The organism is Pseudomonas sp. Nvir (assembly GCF_963778085.1).
Lineage (GTDB): Bacteria > Pseudomonadota > Gammaproteobacteria > Pseudomonadales > Pseudomonadaceae > Aquipseudomonas > Aquipseudomonas juntendi.
Window position 1 is genome coordinate 2,607,578 of the sequence record NZ_OY970405.1, and the last position, 17,356, is coordinate 2,624,933.

Consider the following 17,356-nt stretch of genomic DNA (forward strand, 5'->3'; position numbering starts at 1 on the left):
ATGCACCTGCTGCGGACCCAGCCCGGCGGCTTTGTGCCGGATGACAGCATCGCCGACCTTGGCCAGACACCCGCCGAACTGGTGATACTCTGCAGCGGCGATTCTCACCTGGCATTGCTGGCCGACACGGCCGAGCAATTGCCCGCAGGCTTCCCCAGCCTGCGCCTGGCCAACCCGATGCAGGTGCAGAACCACGCCTCGGTCGACCTGTACGTTGACCAGGTGCTGCGCCATGCCAAGGTCATTCTGGTGTCGCTGCACGGTGGCGTCGGTTATTGGCGCTATGGCGTAGAACAACTGGTCGAACTGGCGGCCCGTGGCGTGCAGCTGATCCTGGTGCCGGGCGACGACCGCCCGGACCCGGAACTGACCAGCCTGGGCAACGTCACCGGCGCGCAGGCCGAACGCCTGTGGCACTACCTGCGCCAAGGCGGCAAGGCCAACGCCATCAACCTGTTCAACTGCCTGGCCAGCCAGTGGCTGGGCCGCGACTATGCCTGGGACGAGCCGCAGCCGTTGCCGCGCACGGCGGTGTACCACCCACAAAAGGGCAGCGCGGCGCTGGAGGACTGGTACCCGCAGTGGCACCCCGAACACCCGGTAGCGCCGCTGCTGTTCTACCGCTCGCACCTGCAAGCCGCCAACACCGCGTTCATCGACGTGTTCTGCCAGCGCCTGCAGGCGGCCGGTCTGAATCCATTGCCGATCGCCGTGGCCAGCCTGAAGGAAAGCGCCTGCCTGGAGCAGGTCGAAGCCTGGCTGGACGAGGTCGGCGCCGAGGTGCTGGTCAACACCACCGGTTTTGCCCTGTCCAGCCCCGAACGCCCCAACCTGCGCCCGTTCCGCCGTGATATCCCGGTGTTGCAGGCCATTTGCGCGCAGGACAACCAGCCCGGCTGGGAAGCCAGCGAGCAAGGCCTGGGTGCGCGCGACCTGGCCATGCACATTGCCTTGCCCGAACTGGACGGGCGCATCATCACCCGGCCGGTCAGTTTCAAGGACATGGCCTGGCGCAGCGAGCGCAGCCAGTCGGACGTGGTGTGCTACCGCGCCCACCCCGAACGCATGGACTTCGTCGCCGAGCTGGCGCGCCGTTGGGTCGAGCTGGCGCGCCTGCCCAATGGGCAGAAGCGCGTGGCCCTGGTGCTGGCCAACTACCCGACCCGGGATGGCCGTATTGGCAACGGCGTTGGCCTGGATACGCCCGCTGCGGCCCTGAACATCCTCAAGGCCTTGCAGGCCGAAGGCTACCCGGTGGCCGACCTGCCGGGCAGTGGCACGCAGCTGATCCAGCAGTTGCTCGGTGGCGTGACCAACGACCTCGACCACCTCGACCAGCGCCCTTGCGCCCAGAGCTTGAGCCTGGCCGACTACCAGGCTGCGTTCGCGCGCCTGCCCGAAGCCAACCGCCAGGCGGTGCTGGAACGGTGGGGGCCACCCCAGCAGGACCCGATGTTCCGCAGTGGCCGGCTGATGGTCGCCGGCCTGCGGTTTGGCCTGACCTTTGTCGGCATCCAGCCGGCACGTGGCTACCAGGTGGACCCCAGCGCGGTCTACCACGACCCCGACCTGGTGCCGCCACATGGTTACCTGGCGTTTCACTTCTGGCTGCGCCATGCCTTCGCTGCCGACGCGGTGATACACGTTGGCAAGCACGGCAACCTCGAATGGCTACCAGGCAAGGGCGTAGGGCTGTCGGCGCAGTGCTGGCCGGACGCCTTGCTCGGCCCGCTGCCGAACATCTACCCGTTCATCGTCAACGACCCCGGTGAGGGCGCCCAGGCCAAGCGCCGTACCCAGGCGGTGATCATCGACCACCTCATGCCACCGCTGACCCGTGCCGAGACTTACGGGCCGTTGCGCCACCTGGAGCAACTGGCCGACGAGTTCTATGAAGCGCAACTGCTCGACCCTCGGCGGGCGCGCGAGTTGCAGCGCGACATCCTCGAACTGGTCAAGGCCAACCATATCGACCGCGAGCTGCAGCTGGAGGGGCAGTTGGACGATGCTGCCGTATGGCTGCCGCGCCTGGACACTTACCTGTGCGACCTCAAGGAGTCGCAGATCCGCGACGGCCTGCATGTGTTTGGCCAATCGCCTGCCGGGCGCCTGCGGCTGGATACGCTGCTGGCGTTGCTCAGGGTCGAGCGTGGCGACGGCCGAGGCGGCAATGCCAGCTTGCTACGCACCTTGGCCAAGGCGCTGGTGCCCGGCTTCGACCCGCTGGATTGCGAACTCGGCCAGCCGTGGCAGGGCGCCCGCCCCGAGCCGTTGCAAGCGGTAACCAGCGAGGCATGGCGCACCTGTGGCGATACACGGGAGCGCCTGGAGCTGTTGGCGCTACACCTGATCGAGCAGGCGCTGGCCGGCACTGCACAGCTACCTGACAGCGCCGCATGGCACCCCGTGCATGCGGTGCTGCAAGCCCTGTGCATGGACGTGGCGCCGGGCCTGGATGCCTGCGGCAGCGCAGAAATGCAGGGCTTGCTGGCGGCGCTGGCCGGGCGCTTCGTGCCGGCAGGGCCCAGTGGTGCGCCCAGCCGTGGCCGCCTCGATGTGCTGCCCACCGGCCGTAACTTCTATACCGTGGACGTGCGCAACCTGCCTACCACCACGGCCTGGCGCCTGGGCTTCGCCTCGGCCAACCTGATTCTTGAACGCCACCTGCAGGACCATGGCGACCACCTGCGCCAGTTGGGCCTTTCAGTGTGGGGTACCGCTACCATGCGTACCGGCGGCGACGACATCGCCCAGGCCATGGCGCTGATGGGCGTGCGGCCGGTGTGGGCCAGCGGTAGCCAACGGGTCGATGACTTCGAGATCTTGCCGCTGAGCTTGCTCGACCGCCCTCGGGTGGACGTGACCTTGCGCGTTTCCGGGTTCTTCCGCGATGCCTTCGGCAACCTGATCCGCCTGTTCGATGCCGCGGTGCAGGCGGTGGCGGCGCTGGACGAGCCCGACGACCTCAACCCCTTGGCTGCCCGTGTACGCTCCGAGCGCGCTGCGCTGCAGGCCCAGGGTGCAAGCGCCGAACAGGCCGCTCGGCAGGCTGGCTGGCGGGTGTTCGGGGCCAAACCCGGCGCCTACGGTGCCGGGGTGCAGAATGCCATCGACGGCCGCCTGTGGCACAGCCGCGAAGACCTGGCCGAGGTCTACCTCAACCATGGCGGCTATGCCTACGGCGGCAGCGATGACGGCACCCCGGCCCGCGCCCAGTTCGCCCAGCGCCTGGCCAAGGTCCAGGCGGTGTTGCAAAACCAGGACAACCACGAGCACGACCTGCTCGATTCCAACGACTACTACCAGTTCCAGGGTGGCATGCTGGCTGCTTCAGAAACCCTGGGCGGGGCCGGCGTGGCCAGTTACCACGGTGACCACAGCCAGGTGGACCGGCCGCGCATCCGCACCTTGAAAGAAGAGCTGAACCGGGTGATCCGCGCCCGTGCGCTGAACCCCAAGTGGATCGATGGGGTCAAGCGACATGGCTACAAAGGCGCCTTCGAGATGGCGGCGACGGTGGACAACCTGTTCGCCTTCGACGCCACCACGCACCTGATCGACGACCATCATTACCAGGGGCTGGCCGACGCCTATGTGCTCGACCCGGCCACCCGCGACTTCATGCGCGAGCACAACCCCGAGGCCTTGCGTGACCTTACCGAGCGACTGCTTGAGGCCCAGCAACGTGGCCTGTGGCAAGCGCCTGGTGACTACCGCGAAGCGCTTGAGGAGCAACTGCTCGACGGCGAGGAACAGGCTTGACATGAGTGAACCCGTACAATTTCCGCTGGTGGCCGTGGTGGGTGCCGAGGACCTGAAGCTGGCCCTGTGCCTGACGGCCATCGACCCGAAAATCGGCGGCGTGCTGATCGAAGGCCCGCGCGGCATGGCCAAGAGCACCTTGGCCCGTGGCCTGGCCGACCTGCTGGGTGAGGGCCCGTTCGTGACCCTGCCGCTGGGTGCCAGTGAGGAACGGTTGGTCGGTACCCTGGACCTCGACGCCGCGCTTGGCCAGGGCAAGGCTCAGTTCTCCCCAGGGGTGCTGGCCCAGGCCGATGGCGGCGTGCTGTATGTGGATGAAGTCAACCTGCTGCCAGATACCCTGGTCGACCTGTTGCTTGACGTGGCCGCCAGCGGTACCAACCGCGTCGAGCGCGACGGCATCTCGCACCGCCACAGCGCCCGCTTCGTGCTGATCGGCACCATGAACCCGGAAGAAGGCGAACTGCGCCCGCAGTTGCTCGACCGGTTCGGCCTTAATGTGGCCCTGGAAGGTTTGCCCGAACCTGCGGCCCGGCAGCAGATCATCCGTCGGCGCCTGGCCTTCGACCATGACCCGCAGGCTTTTTGCGCGCAATGGGCGCAGGCGCAGGCGCAGTTGCGCGAGCGCTGCCAGGCGGCGCGCCATGTGCTGGCGGGCATTGCGCTGGACGACCAGGCACTGGCCTGGATCACCGAGCGCTGTTTTGCTGCTGGCGTGGATGGCTTGCGCGCCGACCTGGTCTGGCTGCGCGCGGCGCGCGCCCACTGTGCCTGGCGCGGTGGTGCAGCCATTGAAGAAACCGACGTGGAGGCCGTAGCCGAATTCGCCTTGCGCCATCGCCGCCGGGTGGCGCCACAGGCCAATCCGCCAGCCCCCCCGCAACAGGCGGAACAGCCGGCCGGCAGCAACCCTGGTGAACAAGGCGGGCAGGGTGATTGGGGTGCATTGCCCGCGCAGCCGGTGGCCAGTGGCGCCCGTCGCGAGGTGCCAAACTGGGCAAAAAAGCCCTGAGCCCCCCCCAGCCACACGCCATAGGGGGGGATGCCAAGGCGGGTGCAGGCAAGCAGCACGGTGCCAGCCGGGGGCGCGCACGCGACGCGGTGGCAGGTAGGGTCGCCTGGCTGCCGACCTTGCTCAAGGGGCGCCCACGCCAGCGCCAGGACCTGTGCTGGCAGCAACGCCGGGCCAGGCCTGCCGAACTGTGGCTGGTGATCGTCGATGCGTCGGCTTCAACCCGCCGCCACCAGGCCCTGGCGCAAACCAAGGGGGTGTTGGCAGCACTGTTCGATCAGGCTTATCGCCAGCGTGCTCGCCTGGCGCTGCTCACGGCCAGCGGGCGCATGCCGCAGTGGCAGCGCCATGGCCTCAAGGCGTCGGCGGCCTTGCAGCCATGGCTACAGGCGTTGGGGGCTGGCGGGGGCACGCCACTGTTCGCAGCCCTGGAGCAGGCCCGGCATTGGCTGCAGGCACGCCAGCGGGCACACCCGCAAGAAGTGCTGCGCTGCCTGGTGTTTACCGATGGGCGCGTGCAGCACAGCAACACGGTCCAACCCATGCCTTGTGCCACGCTGTTGGTCGACATGGAACTGGCGCCGGTACGGCTAGGGCGTGCCCAGCGCCTGGCCGAGCAATTGCAGGCGGATTATCAGCACTTGCACCACTTCAAGCTCGCGTATTGAACAGGAGCACTGCGGCACAATGTCGCAAGTGACAAAGTTGTCAGGCCTGCACGATGAAAGTTGCACAAGTGCGTGGCGCTGCACGCACTTGTTATAGGCGCCGGTATTATTTAGGCATCGACCACGGTTGCAGGTCGTAACCTTTTTCGCACAATTCGGCGCGCACTTCCTCGATCAGGCTGGCCCACTGCGCGGGGTCGGAGTAGATGCGCGAAGACACCTGCTTGGCGCCAATGCGGGTGTTGGTCCGGTCGATCACTGCCAGGCTGAGTTCACCAGTGCCATTGGGGGCATCCCAGGCTACGCACTGGAAGGGTTCGAAGGCGTGGTCGGCAATCAGCAGTGCTTCGTTGACACGGAGCGGGGCATTCATGGTTCGGTCTCTCTATGGTCCCAAACAGCGAAGTAAGTCCGCGTTGCTTAAAAGTCGCCTCAGGTGCGCGAAGTGCAGCGCGGGGTTATGTGTACTGATGCTCGCTGTGCGGTAGCAAGTCACACATTGCGAATAAATTTTTTGCCAGGGCAATCTTCGTTATTCCCTGCGCCGCCATGTGATGTCGTTAAAGTGCGAAAATTCCCGTGGGCGTTTGTAAAAAAATGCGTCGGCAGACGGACGGTACTGGGCAGTGTCAACTTCGTTGCTACTGTTAAACGGGCGCCACAACTTGCTGTTTTACTTTAAAAAAATCAAACAATGGCGCCAAGGATCGGTCATGCAACAGCCTGCCGCGCAACGCCGTTTGCTGATCGTCGACCCCTGCGACGATTGCCACCGCCTATTGCCGGGCCTGCGCAACGCCGGCTGGGATGTCGACAGCTGCATGCTCGCCGCCGCACTGGACCACCCCTGCGATGTGGGCCTGCTGCGCTTGCAGGCCGCGCACCTGCGGCACCCGGACGCGGTCAAGGACATGATCAAGCGCAGCAACACCGAGTGGATCGCCGTGCTGAGCGCCGACCAACTGCGCATGCCAGCCTTCGGTGACTTTGTCTGTGAGTGGTTTTTCGACTTCCACACCTTGCCGTTCGACGTCTCGCGGGTGCAGGTTACCCTGGGCCGGGCGTTCGGCATGGCGCGCCTGCGCGGCAAGGGTGCGGTCAAGGTCGATGACGCGAACGACGAATTGCTCGGTGACAGCCGGCCGATTCGCGAACTGCGCAAGCTGCTGGGCAAACTGGCGCCTACCGAATCACCTGTGCTCATCCGCGGTGAAAGCGGCACTGGCAAGGAGCTGGTGGCGCGCACGCTGCACCGCCAGTCGCAGCGCAGTGATCAGCCGTTCATCGCCATCAACTGTGGCGCCATCCCTGAGCATTTGATCCAGTCCGAATTGTTCGGCCACGAGAAAGGCGCTTTTACCGGGGCGCACCAGCGCAAGGTCGGGCGTATCGAAGCGGCCCACGGCGGCACCTTGTTCCTGGACGAAATTGGCGACTTGCCGCTGGAACTGCAGGCCAACCTGCTGCGCTTTTTGCAGGAAAAGCACATCGAGCGCGTAGGCGGCAGCCAGCCAATACCTGTGGATGTGCGGGTGCTGGCGGCGACCCACGTGGACCTGGAACGGGCCATTGAGCAGGGGCGTTTTCGCGAAGACCTGTATTACCGCCTGAACGTATTGCAGGTGGTGACAGCACCGCTGCGCGACCGGCACGGCGACTTGTCCATGCTGGCCAACCATTTTGCCCATTTCTACAGCCTGGAAACCGGGCGCCGGCCGCGCTCCTTCAGTGAACACGCCTTGGCAGCCATGGGCCACCATGACTGGCCGGGGAACGTTCGCGAGCTGGCCAACCGCGTACGCCGCGGGCTGGTGCTGGCCGAAGGGCGGCAGATCGAGGCGCAGGACCTGGGCTTGCAGTTGCACGACCAGGAGCAGCAGCCGTTAGGCACCCTGGAAGAATACAAGCACCGCGCCGAGCGCCAGGCCTTGTGCGATGTGCTCAACCGGCACAGTGACAACCTGAGCATGGCTGCCAAGGTGCTGGGTGTTTCGCGGCCGACGTTCTACCGCTTGTTGCACAAGCACCAGATACGCTGAGCGTTACACCACGGCACCTGGGCGAACATCACCCAGGGCCGAACCCCTCAATGCGGCCCGCGCGGGATGGTCTTGAGCAGGTCTTCGGGGCTGATGTGCCCAACCACTTGTGCGACCGCGCTGCCCGGTGTCGGCAGGTCGATGATATGGCTCTTCATCTTGCCGATCACATGCATCTCGCACGGCTTGCAGTCGAATTTCAGCGTCAGTACCTCGTCGCCCTGAATCAGCTGCATGGGCGCGACCTTGGTGCGTACGCCGGTGACACCCTTGGCCTGCTTGGGGCACAGGTTGAAGCTGAAACGCAGGCAGTGCTTGGTGATCATCACCGGCACCTCGCCGTGCTCTTCATGGGCCTCGTAGGCGGCGTCGATCAGTTGCACGCCATGGCGGTGGTAGAAGTCGCGAGCCTTCTGGTTGTACACGTTGGCCAGGAACGACAGGTGCGACTCGGGGTACACCGGCGGCGGCGTGGTCTCGGCCTTGCGCGCGCCGCGTGGGTGGGCCTGTACCCGCGCGGCGGTCAGTGCCTCGATGGCCTCGCGGCGCAGGGCCTTGAGCTGCGAGTTGGGGATGAAGTACGCCTGCGGGGCGTCCAGCTCGATACGGTCGGCGTGGTACATAGTGGTACCCAGCTGGCCGAGCAGGTCGTGCAGTTGCTCCAGTGCCTGCTGGGGCTTGTTGGCGACGCCGAACGGGCCCTCCAGGGCTACCTGCACACTGACCCCTTCCTCGCTGCTCAGGGTCAGCAGCAGGCGTTGCTCGCGCAGCACCGCGTGCCACTCCACGCCCACCCGGCGTTCGGAGGACGTGCGCTGCAGGGCCTGTTGCCAGTTGTGGTCCAGGTTGCGCGACAACGGGTGGTTGGGGCGCAGCTTGTGCAGCCCTTCGGGCATTTCATTGGGCTCGACGCGGTAGCGGTAGCGTGTTTGGCCGTCTTCTTCAAACTCGCCGCGGGGCTCGGCGATGTTGGCGCGAAAACCCAGCACTTCGCGTTTGACCAGCACATTCAGGCCGTCGCCGTTGGTCAACGGCACGTCGGTCACCACGTGCAGGTCGCGCTTGCCGACCTTTTCCACCACGCCCACCGGCAGGCCGGTGAAGGTTGGCGAGTCGAACGCGCCGATATCGACCTTGCGGTCGGTGACGAAGTAGTCGGTGCTGCCGCGGTGGAAGGTCTTGTCCGGGTCGGGCAGGAAGAAGTGCTCGGTGCGCCCGCTGGAAGCGCGGGCATAGTGCGGGCGGCCTTCCAGGATGGCGTCCAGTTCCTTGCGGTAGTGGGCCGTGATGTTCTTCACATAGCCCATGTCCTTGTAACGCCCTTCGATCTTGAACGAGCGCACGCCGGCATCGACCAGGTCGGCCAGGTTGGCGGTCTGGTTGTTGTCTTTCATCGACAGCAGGTGTTTCTCGAACGCGACCACGCGGCCCTGGTCGTCCTTGAGGGTATAGGGCAGGCGGCAGGCCTGCGAGCAGTCGCCACGGTTGGCGCTGCGCCCGGTTTGCGCGTGGGAGATGTTGCACTGGCCGGAAAATGCCACGCACAGTGCACCATGGATGAAGAACTCGATGGCCGCGTCGGTTTCGGCGGCGATGCTGCGGATTTGCTGCAAATTCAGCTCGCGGGCCAGCACCAGTTGCGAGAAACCGGCCTGGTCGAGGAATTTCGCCCGCTCCAGGGTGCGAATGTCGGTCTGGGTGCTGGCGTGCAGCTCGATTGGCGGGATGTCCAGCTCCATCACCCCCAGGTCCTGCACGATCAGTGCATCGACACCGGCGTCATGCAACTGGTGGATCAGCTTGCGCGCCGGCTCCAGCTCGTTGTCGTGGAGGATGGTGTTGATGGTGGTGAACACGCGCGCATGGTACCGATGGGCGAACTCGACCAGTTCGGCAATGTCGCTGACTTCGTTGCAGGCATTGTGGCGCGCGCCGAAGCTTGGGCCGCCGATGTAGATGGCATCAGCGCCGTGCAGGATCGCCTCACGGGCGATGGCCACGTCACGCGCAGGGCTGAGCAGTTCCAGCTGGTTCTTTGGAAGGGACATGTCGTTGTATTTTCGGGCTGTCACGGGTTAGGCGCGCATTGTAGCGGCGAAACGGGCTGGCGGCACCCTTGGGCTGCCCGAAGGTGTGCAGCCAGGGTGCGAGGGGGCGGCAACGACGGTCGGTCAGCGCTTGGCGGCCATCGCCGTCACTTCGACGCGCATCCCGTCGAAAGCCAGGGCGGCCACCCCAACGGCGGCACGTACCGGCCAGGGTTTGCTGAAGAAGCGCTGGTACACTTCGTTGAATGCCGCGCGGTCGGCCATGTCGGTCAGGTAGATGGTCAGGTGCAGCACGCGGTCCATGCCGCTGCCGGCTTTTTCCAGCGCCACTTTCAAGGCCTGCAGGGTGCACTCGCTTTGCGCGACGATGTCACCCAGCTCCAGGCTGCCGTCGGCACGGGTCGGGATCTGGGTGGTGACCAGCACGCCGTTGTACTCGGCGACGTCGGAAGAAATCGAGTCGGCGTCCGGGTCGGGGGTATAGATGATGTCTGCTTGAGCCATGGTGTGGTTTGCCTTGCAACGGAAGGAAACGGCAAGCCTACGCGAGCGCAACGCACCGGTCGAGCGCACCCCGGCGTTTGTAAAGCGCGGCGTTCACCGGCAGAATCGCGGCCGATTGCCAGACCAGAGGTTTACGTTGAACGAACAGACTTTGTCCCGGCGCCTGGAGCGCGTGGCTGCCTATGTGCCGCAGGGCGCGCGCCTGGCCGACATTGGCTCGGACCACGGCTTCCTGCCGGTGGCGTTGATGCTGCGCGGGGTGATCGAGGCCGGGGTGGCCGGTGAGGTGGCGCAGGTGCCGTTCGCCTCGGCCCAACGCACGGTGAGCCGCAACGGCCTGGAGGCCTCTGTGGCCGTGCGCCTGGCCGATGGCTTGGCAGCCATCGAGCCACAGGACCGTATCACGGTGGTCAGCCTGTGCGGCATGGGCGGCGACACCATGTGCGCCATCCTGCAGGCAGGCCCGCAGCGCCTGGCCGGCGTCACCCGCCTGGTACTGCAGCCCAACGGCGGTGAGCGCGAACTACGCCAGTGGCTGGCCGGCAATGGCTACCGGATCGTCCACGAGGAACTGCTGCGGGAAAACCGCTTCGACTACGAGATCATCGTCGCCGAGCCGGGCAGGGCGGTGTACACCGCTCAACAGCTGTACTTCGGGCCGTTGCTGATGCAGGAAAAAAGCGCGGCGTTCCTGGGTAAATGGCAGCGCATGCTGCGCCAGAAGCAGCACACCCTGGCCAATTTCCAGCGGGCCCGGGGCGCAGTGCCGCAGGCGAAGATAGACGACTTCAACCAGCAGGTAGGCTGGATAACGCAGCTGCTGGCCTGAGTCACTGTTGCGGGCAGTTGCTCATCTCGCGGTAACTGATTTCGTGCCTCTGGTCATGGTGGTCGAGGTACACCATGTGAGCGGTGCCGATCTGGCAGTCGCCGACGTTGCTGGGCGGGGTGATGGAAATCACTTTGGCCACATCCAGGTGCATACCGTATGCATAGTTGCTACTGGCTGGCTGATCGTTGCCCGTGGCGGCGAGGGCTGCGCACGAAGCCAAGGCAGCGGAAATGGCGATTATAGCGAGGGAGGGTTTCATGGCTGGCTCCTTTTACAATGTATGACTAATGATGTATTCAAAGGCCTTACACAATAAATGGGCTAAGTCGTGATAGATTCCTGCCTTTAACGTAACAATAACACCCAGTAAGGAGCTCACTTTCATGGACATGCTCCATGCCATGCGTACCTTCGCCCGTGTGGTGGAATGCGGCAGCTTCGCGGCGGCCGCCAACGCCCTGGACATCTCTGCGGCACAGGTTTCGCGCATCGTGGCGGAGCTGGAAAACCAGTTGCAGACCCGCCTGTTGCACCGCACCACCCGGCGCTTGCGCATGAGCGAGGCCGGCGAGCGGTTTCTCGAGCGGGCGCGGCAGATCATGCTGCTGACCGAAGAAGCGGTGGGCGAGGCCCGTGGTGCGCACCTGACCCCGCGTGGGCGGTTACGCCTGCACTGTCCCCATGGCCTGGGGCTGTTGCTGATGCCGCTGGTGGCCGGCTACAACGCGTTGTGCCCGGAGGTGGTGATCGAGCTGACCCTGTCACAGCGCAACCCCGACCCGCTGGCCGAAGGGCATGATGTGGTGATTACCGTGGACGGCGCGTTGCCCGATTCGCAGCTGATCGCCGTGCCGCTGGGCAATATCTTCAGTATCCCCTGCGCGGCCCCGGCCTACCTGGAAGCCAATGGCGTACCGGAAAGCCCCGAAGACTTGCACGGCCATCGTTGCCTGCGCATGTCGTATCCCATGTACGAAGGTGACTGGGTGTTCCCGCAGGGGGTCGACCAGTGTGTGATCGTACCGAAGGACGGTTTCTCCACCAATGTTGCCGATGCCATGCTGGTGGCCAGCGAGTTGGGCATGGGCATAGGCCTGTTGCCGTTCTACACCGCCAGCCAGGCGATCGGGCAGGGGCGGCTGTGCCGCCTGTTGGCGCCGTATCGGCTGCGCGAGAGTGCGCTGTATGCAATTTACCCGTCACGGCACTACCTGGATGCCAAGGTGCGTACCTGGATCGACTACCTCAAGGAGCAGTTGCCAGCGCTGTTCGAAAGGCACGCCGAGCTGGTGGACGACGCCCGCTACTGGCGCTAGGTGGGCAGAGCCTGGCGCCAGGGCTCGGTCGTCGACCTACTAAAGCGTGTAGTGCTTCAGCTCCCGCGCAATCAGCATGCGCTGGATTTCGCTCGAGCCTTCGTAGATCTGGGTGATCCGCGCATCGCGGTAGTAACGCTCTACCGGGTAGTCTTCCAGGTAGCCGTAGCCGCCATGTACCTGGATCGCCATCGAGCACACCCGTTCGGCCATTTCCGAGGCGAACAGCTTGGCCTGGGATGCCTCTGACAGGCACGGCCTGCCGGCGCTGCGCAGGCGCGCAGCATGCAAAATCAGCAGCCGCGCAGCGTTGACCTGCACCTGCATGTCGGCCAACAGGTTGGCGATGCTCTGGTGCTCGTTGATCGGCTTGCCGAATTGCACACGGTCCCGTGAATAACCCAGCGCTGCTTCGAACGCCGCACGGGCGATGCCCAGCGCTTGCGCGGCGATACCGATCCGGCCCCCTTCAAGGTTGGACAAGGCGATGGCCAGGCCCTTGCCGCGCTCACCCAGCAGGTTGGCGGCCGGTACACGGCAGTTGTCGAACGTGACCGCGCAGGTATCAGAGGCGCGGATGCCCATCTTGTGTTCGCTGCGGTCGACTTTGAAGCCCGGGTTGTCGGTAGGCACCAGAAAGGCCGACAGGCCCTTCTTGCCCAGGTCCGGGTCGGTTACCGCAAACACGATCGCCAGGCCGGCACGCCGGGCATTGCTGACGAACTGCTTGGCGCCATTGATTACCCATTGGCCGTCTACCAACTCTGCGCGGGTCCGCAGGTTATGCGCCTCGGAGCCGGCTTGCGGCTCGGTCAGGCAGAAGCAGCCGATCACTTCACCCGTGGCCAGGCGCGGCAGCCATTGCTGCTGTTGGTCGGCCGTGCCATAGGCCAGCAGCGGGCCGCAACCCACGGAGTTGTGAATGCTCATCATCGCCCCGGTGGCGCCACAACCGGCGGAAATTTCCTCAACCGCCAGGGCATAGGCAACGTAGTCGGTGTAGCTGCCGCCAAAATCTTCGGGCACGACCATGCCCAGCAGGCCCAGTTCGCCCATCTTGCGTACCACGTCGTCGTCGATCCAGCCGGCCTTTTCCCAGGCCTGGGCGTGCGGGGCGATTTCGCCACGGGCAAAATCGCGCGCCATGTCGCGGATCATGATCTGTTCTTCGCTCAGTTCCAGGTCTTGCATCGGTGTACTCCCGGGCTCACAGGCCTTCGAAGAATTGGTCGACCCGCTGGCGTTGCAGTGCAGCCAGGGTGGCTGGGTTCCAGCGCGGTTGCTTGTCCTTGTCGATGATCAGGGCGCGTACGCCTTCGATGATATCGCCATGCTGGAACCACTGGCGGTCCAGGTGCAGCTCCATGGCAAAGCACGCCTCCAGGTCCCGTTGGCGGCCCCGGCGCAGCATCTCCAGCGTAACGGCCATGGCCAGCGGTGAGCGGCTTTCCAGCTGATCGGCGGTGGCCGTCGCCCAGGCGTGGCTGTCGCCAATGCTGACTGTGCGCAATTGCTCGACGATGGCCGGCAGGTCGGGCAGGGCGAAGAAGTGGTCGATGACCGGGCGCAGTTTTTCCAGCGGGGCATCCTCCAGCACCTGGCTACCGAGCCTGGCCAGCAGGCCCTGCAGGTCCTTGAGCGGGTGGTCGCCGAAACTCAGCTGGTCCAGGCCCTGATCCAGGGCGGCGAGCTGGTCGCTGGCCAGGTACCAGTCGGCCAGGCCGCAATACAGCGCATCGGCGGCCTGCACCTGTGCGCCGCTCACACCCAGGTAGATGCCCAGCTCGCCAGGGAGGCGCGACAGAAAATAACTGCCGCCCACGTCGGGGAAATAGCCAATGCCGACCTCGGGCATACCCAGGCGGCTGCGCTCGGTCACCACACGCAGGTCACAGCCCTGAGCCAGGCCCATGCCACCGCCGAGGGTGAAGCCGTCCATCAGCACCAGCACCGGTTTGCGGTAACGGTGGATGGCCAGGTCGAGGGCATACTCCTCGACGAAAAAGGTCTCATGCAGCGTATCGCCGGCCTTGAAGCTGTCGTGCAGCGAACGGATATCGCCACCGGCGCAAAAACCCTTGGGGCCTGCACCGCGCAGCACCACAGCCCGTACGTGCGGGTCCCGGGCCCACTGTTCCAGGTGGTGGCGCAGGCTACGGACCATGTCCAGGGTAAGGGCATTGAGGCCGGCGGGGCGGTTCAGTGTCAGGTGGCCGACCTGGTTGCGGACCTCGGCCAGTACATGGTCGGTGGCCGAGGTGTAAGCGTGCGCAGTCATTGCCTTCTCCCTGCTTTGTTATTGATTTTCCAAGTGAAGTCTGGATTTCGCTGGAGGATCTGGCGATCCTTGCATGCGAATTTGCCTTGTACAATCGACAAATCTGCAGGGGGAATCTGCATTTTTGCGTGCCTGGCAGTGTTGCCACTCTAGCAAGGTTTGAGGTTTACCGGATTGCCTTGGTGGATGGGCGCCGATGTTCTTGGTGTTTTGGTCCACCAGAATCACGATCATTAACCTTAGCGTAACGATCCAGCGCCGAGCTTGATTGATGCCCGGCTGGCCCCCGCCCTAAGGTGACCCCACGACAGCGAACCCGTGGAGTCACCATGACAACAACACAGAATCCACCGCCGCAATGGTCGCGACGGCGTGCCGAAAAGCAACGCCGCCTCGATCAGGTCCGCCACCTTGCCGACGGTGCGGTGCTGCCCAGCGAGCGTATCGTCGAAGCACTGGAGCTGTTGCTGGCCCCCGGCGACCGGGTGGTGCTGGAAGGCAACAACCAGAAGCAGGCCGACTTCCTCTCGCGTTCGCTGGCCAAGGTCGACCCTGGGCGCCTGCACGACCTGCACATGATCATGCCCAGCGTCAGCCGTGCAGAGCACCTGGACTTGTTCGAGCGCGGCATCGCCAGCAAGCTGGATTTTTCCTTCGCGGGGCCACAAAGCCTGCGCATTGGCCAGTTGCTTGAAGACGGCTTGCTCGAAGTCGGCGCGATCCACACTTATATCGAGTTGTACTCGCGGCTGCTGGTCGATCTGATCCCCAACGTGACCTTGGTGGCAGGCTTCATGGCCGACCGTGAGGGCAACCTGTACACCGGGCCCAGCACCGAAGACACCCCGGCGCTGGTGGAGCCGGCCGCGTTCAGCGACGGTATCGTCATCGCCCAGGTCAACCAGCTGGTCGACCGTGTGGATGACCTGCCGCGGGTCGATATCCCGGCGTCATGGGTCGATTTCGTGGTGGTTGCCGACCAGCCTTTCTACATCGAACCACTGTTCACCCGCGACCCACGTCATATCAAGCCGGTGCATGTGCTGATGGCGATGATGGCCATTCGCGGCATCTACGAAAAACACCAGGTGCAGTCGTTGAACCATGGCATCGGCTTCAATACCGCTGCCATCGAGCTGATCCTGCCCACCTACGGCGAGTCGCTGGGGCTCAAGGGCAAGATCTGCCGCAACTGGACCCTCAACCCGCACCCTACGCTGATCCCGGCTATCGAAAGCGGCTGGGTGCAAAGCGTGCATTGCTTTGGCACCGAGCTGGGCATGGAGGACTACATCGCCCAGCGGCCCGATGTGTTCTTCACCGGCCGTGACGGTTCACTGCGCTCCAACCGCATGATGTGCCAGCTGGCCGGGCAGTACGCCGTGGACCTGTTCATTGGCGCGACCCTGCAGGTAGACGGCGATGGCCATTCGTCGACAGTCACCCGCGGCCGCCTGGCCGGCTTTGGCGGGGCGCCGAACATGGGCCACGACCCCCGGGGCCGGCGCCATGCAACGCCGGCCTGGCTCGACATGACCGTGCCGCAAACCCTGCTGGAGCGCGGCCGCAAGCTGGTGGTGCAGATGGTCGAAACCTACCAGGAAGGCGGCAAACCGACCTTCGTGGAAACCCTGGATGCGGTGGCCGTGGCGAAAAAGGCCGGCATGCCGCTGGCCCCGGTGATGATCTACGGTGACGACGTTACCCACCTGTTGACCGAAGAGGGCATTGCCTACCTGTACAAGGCCCGCAGCCTGGAAGAGCGCCAGCAGATGATTGCCGCTGTGGCCGGGGTTACCGCCATCGGCCTGCGGCATGACCCGAAAGACACTGCGCGCCTGCGCCAGCAAGGCCTGGTCGCATTGCCCGAAGACCTGGGCATCCGCCGCACCGACGCCAGCCGCGAGCTGCTGGCAGCGCGCAGCGTTGCCGACCTGGTTGAATGGTCCGGCGGCCTGTACAACCCGCCGGCACGGTTCAGGAGCTGGTGATGAAAGCACGCGACTTGCGCCTTGAACCTGTTACGGTCCCTGTGGGCGCGGGTTTACCCGCGAACAGGCCAGCCCACACAACCCGGATTCAACTGCCAGACCACTTGGCCGACCTGGCCGTGGAAGCCCTGATCGACGAAGCCGAGCTGTCCCCCAAACCCGGCCTGGTCGACCGCCGCAGCAACGGCGCTCACACCGACATGACCCTGGCCCTGATGCACGCCTCGGCCCTGGCCCTGTGGCCCTGCCTGCGCAACATGGCCGCAGCCGCGCAAACCATTGGCACCATCGGCCAACCCCTGCGCGCCAGCTTGGGCCAGCTCGGCCGTGAAGGCGAAGCCGCGATGCTGGCCGCGACCCATGGGGTCAACACCCACCGCGGCGCTATCTGGGCCCTGGGCCTGCTGGTCGCCGCCAAGGCCCTCGACCCCGATGCCAGCGCCAGCACGGTGGCCGCGCGGGCCGGGCGCATCGCCCTGTTCGACGACCCGGCCATGCCGCAGCAGCACAGCCACGGCCTGCAGGTGCGCCAGCGCTATGGCCGCAGCGGTGCCCGCGAACAGGCGCAACAAGGCTTCCCTGCGGTTATCGGCCACGGCTTGCCACACCTGCAACGCAGCCGTGCCAGCGGTGCCAGTGAGGCCAACGCCCGGCTCGATGCCTTGCTCGCCATCATGGCCGTGCTCAGCGATACCTGTGTGCTATGGCGCAGCGGCCCTGCCGGGCTGGCCGCCGTGCAGCAGGGCGCCCGCGCGGTACTGGATGCCGGGGGCAGTGCCACCCTGGCCGGGCGCCGCCACCTGCGTGCGCTGGACCAGCAACTGCTGCAACTGAACGCCTCACCGGGCGGCGCCGCCGATCTACTGGCCGCCTGCCTGTTCCTCGACAAAGCCGGGAGCCTGTGAC

Annotated in this window: 14 protein-coding genes; 8 read left to right on the plus strand and 6 right to left on the minus strand. The window is 65.2% G+C overall.

What is annotated here, in order from left to right:
* The 3 genes from cobN to AACG97_RS12690 all read left to right on the plus strand — a co-directional run bounded on the left by cobN (nt 1) and on the right by AACG97_RS12690 (nt 5,442).
* Nucleotides 1-3,762: a cobaltochelatase subunit CobN gene (gene cobN, locus AACG97_RS12680; protein ID WP_182368129.1), complete on the plus strand. Its 3,762-nt coding sequence runs from the start codon at nt 1-3 to the stop codon at nt 3,760-3,762.
* A gap of 1 nt (nt 3,763) precedes the next feature.
* A complete protein-coding gene (locus AACG97_RS12685; protein WP_009686701.1) occupies nt 3,764-4,774 on the plus strand; it encodes an ATP-binding protein in 1,011 nt (336 codons plus the stop codon).
* Nucleotides 4,775-4,863: 89 nt separating this feature from the next.
* Nucleotides 4,864-5,442 carry a vWA domain-containing protein gene (locus AACG97_RS12690; protein ID WP_054913473.1) on the plus strand — a complete coding sequence of 193 codons (579 nt, stop codon included), beginning with the start codon at nt 4,864-4,866 and terminating at the stop codon, nt 5,440-5,442.
* 106 nt (nt 5,443-5,548) lie between these two features.
* On the opposite strand, the gene AACG97_RS12695 is transcribed toward AACG97_RS12690, so the two are convergent.
* Nucleotides 5,549-5,815, minus strand: a complete 267-nt coding sequence (locus AACG97_RS12695) for a hypothetical protein (RefSeq protein ID WP_009686703.1) — start codon at nt 5,813-5,815, stop codon at nt 5,549-5,551.
* Nucleotides 5,816-6,155: 340 nt separating this feature from the next.
* Between AACG97_RS12695 and AACG97_RS12700 the strand changes: the two genes are divergently transcribed.
* Nucleotides 6,156-7,481 (plus strand): sigma-54 dependent transcriptional regulator, encoded by a 1,326-nt coding sequence (locus tag AACG97_RS12700; protein WP_009686704.1) that lies wholly within the window; start codon nt 6,156-6,158, stop codon nt 7,479-7,481.
* Nucleotides 7,482-7,528: 47 nt separating this feature from the next.
* Here the strand turns inward: AACG97_RS12700 and AACG97_RS12705 are convergent, their stop codons facing one another.
* Together AACG97_RS12705 and AACG97_RS12710 are read right to left on the minus strand one after the other, a co-directional pair.
* Nucleotides 7,529-9,529, minus strand: coding sequence for a peptidase U32 family protein (locus AACG97_RS12705; RefSeq protein ID WP_029887226.1), 2,001 nt, complete (start codon nt 9,527-9,529; stop codon nt 7,529-7,531).
* 123 nt (nt 9,530-9,652) lie between these two features.
* Nucleotides 9,653-10,033, minus strand: coding sequence for a RidA family protein (locus AACG97_RS12710; RefSeq protein WP_115294026.1), 381 nt, complete (start codon nt 10,031-10,033; stop codon nt 9,653-9,655).
* Nucleotides 10,034-10,169: 136 nt separating this feature from the next.
* Here AACG97_RS12710 and AACG97_RS12715 point away from each other — a divergent pair, with 136 nt between their 5' ends.
* Entirely contained in the window at nt 10,170-10,862 is a 693-nt protein-coding gene (locus AACG97_RS12715) for a tRNA (adenine(22)-N(1))-methyltransferase (RefSeq protein ID WP_054904768.1), read from the plus strand.
* A 1-nt stretch (nt 10,863) separates the two neighbouring features.
* Here the strand turns inward: AACG97_RS12715 and AACG97_RS12720 are convergent, their stop codons facing one another.
* Nucleotides 10,864-11,124 carry a DUF2790 domain-containing protein gene (locus tag AACG97_RS12720; protein WP_197885161.1) on the minus strand — a complete coding sequence of 87 codons (261 nt, stop codon included), beginning with the start codon at nt 11,122-11,124 and terminating at the stop codon, nt 10,864-10,866.
* A 124-nt stretch (nt 11,125-11,248) separates the two neighbouring features.
* On the opposite strand from AACG97_RS12720, the gene AACG97_RS12725 reads away from it, so the two are divergent.
* A complete protein-coding gene (locus AACG97_RS12725) occupies nt 11,249-12,181 on the plus strand; it encodes a LysR family transcriptional regulator (RefSeq protein ID WP_009686710.1) in 933 nt (310 codons plus the stop codon).
* A 39-nt stretch (nt 12,182-12,220) separates the two neighbouring features.
* On the opposite strand, the gene AACG97_RS12730 is transcribed toward AACG97_RS12725, so the two are convergent.
* Both AACG97_RS12730 and AACG97_RS12735 read right to left on the minus strand, forming a co-directional pair.
* Nucleotides 12,221-13,372: an acyl-CoA dehydrogenase family protein gene (locus AACG97_RS12730; RefSeq protein ID WP_029887231.1), complete on the minus strand. Its 1,152-nt coding sequence runs from the start codon at nt 13,370-13,372 to the stop codon at nt 12,221-12,223.
* A 16-nt stretch (nt 13,373-13,388) separates the two neighbouring features.
* Nucleotides 13,389-14,459 carry an enoyl-CoA hydratase/isomerase family protein gene (locus AACG97_RS12735; protein ID WP_125854800.1) on the minus strand — a complete coding sequence of 357 codons (1,071 nt, stop codon included), beginning with the start codon at nt 14,457-14,459 and terminating at the stop codon, nt 13,389-13,391.
* A 329-nt stretch (nt 14,460-14,788) separates the two neighbouring features.
* Between AACG97_RS12735 and mdcA the strand changes: the two genes are divergently transcribed.
* The gene (mdcA, locus tag AACG97_RS12740; RefSeq protein WP_182368123.1) at nt 14,789-16,450 is read left to right on the plus strand and encodes a malonate decarboxylase subunit alpha; all 1,662 of its coding nucleotides are present in this window, start codon (nt 14,789-14,791) and stop codon (nt 16,448-16,450) included.
* Complete coding sequence (locus tag AACG97_RS12745; RefSeq protein ID WP_144188142.1) at nt 16,450-17,355, plus strand: triphosphoribosyl-dephospho-CoA synthase; 906 nt, start codon at nt 16,450-16,452, stop codon at nt 17,353-17,355. The genes mdcA and AACG97_RS12745 overlap by 1 nt, the downstream gene beginning before the upstream one ends.
* Nucleotide 17,356: the final 1 nt, after the last annotated feature.

Bases quoted from the DNA above. Each gene is read 5' to 3' on its own strand.
- AACG97_RS12725 (WP_009686710.1), top strand. From the start codon at position 11,249: ATGGACATGCTCCATGCCATGCGTACCTTCGCCCGTGTGGTGGAATGC.
- AACG97_RS12705 (WP_029887226.1), bottom strand. From the start codon at position 9,529: ATGTCCCTTCCAAAGAACCAGCTGGAACTGCTCAGCCCTGCGCGTGAC.
- AACG97_RS12710 (WP_115294026.1), bottom strand. From the start codon at position 10,033: ATGGCTCAAGCAGACATCATCTATACCCCCGACCCGGACGCCGACTCG.
- cobN (WP_182368129.1), top strand. From the start codon at position 1: ATGCACCTGCTGCGGACCCAGCCCGGCGGCTTTGTGCCGGATGACAGC.
- AACG97_RS12745 (WP_144188142.1), top strand. From the start codon at position 16,450: ATGAAAGCACGCGACTTGCGCCTTGAACCTGTTACGGTCCCTGTGGGC.
- mdcA (WP_182368123.1), top strand. From the start codon at position 14,789: ATGACAACAACACAGAATCCACCGCCGCAATGGTCGCGACGGCGTGCC.
- AACG97_RS12730 (WP_029887231.1), bottom strand. From the start codon at position 13,372: ATGCAAGACCTGGAACTGAGCGAAGAACAGATCATGATCCGCGACATG.
- AACG97_RS12735 (WP_125854800.1), bottom strand. From the start codon at position 14,459: ATGACTGCGCACGCTTACACCTCGGCCACCGACCATGTACTGGCCGAG.
- AACG97_RS12700 (WP_009686704.1), top strand. From the start codon at position 6,156: ATGCAACAGCCTGCCGCGCAACGCCGTTTGCTGATCGTCGACCCCTGC.
- AACG97_RS12720 (WP_197885161.1), bottom strand. From the start codon at position 11,124: ATGAAACCCTCCCTCGCTATAATCGCCATTTCCGCTGCCTTGGCTTCG.
- AACG97_RS12695 (WP_009686703.1), bottom strand. From the start codon at position 5,815: ATGAATGCCCCGCTCCGTGTCAACGAAGCACTGCTGATTGCCGACCAC.
- AACG97_RS12685 (WP_009686701.1), top strand. From the start codon at position 3,764: ATGAGTGAACCCGTACAATTTCCGCTGGTGGCCGTGGTGGGTGCCGAG.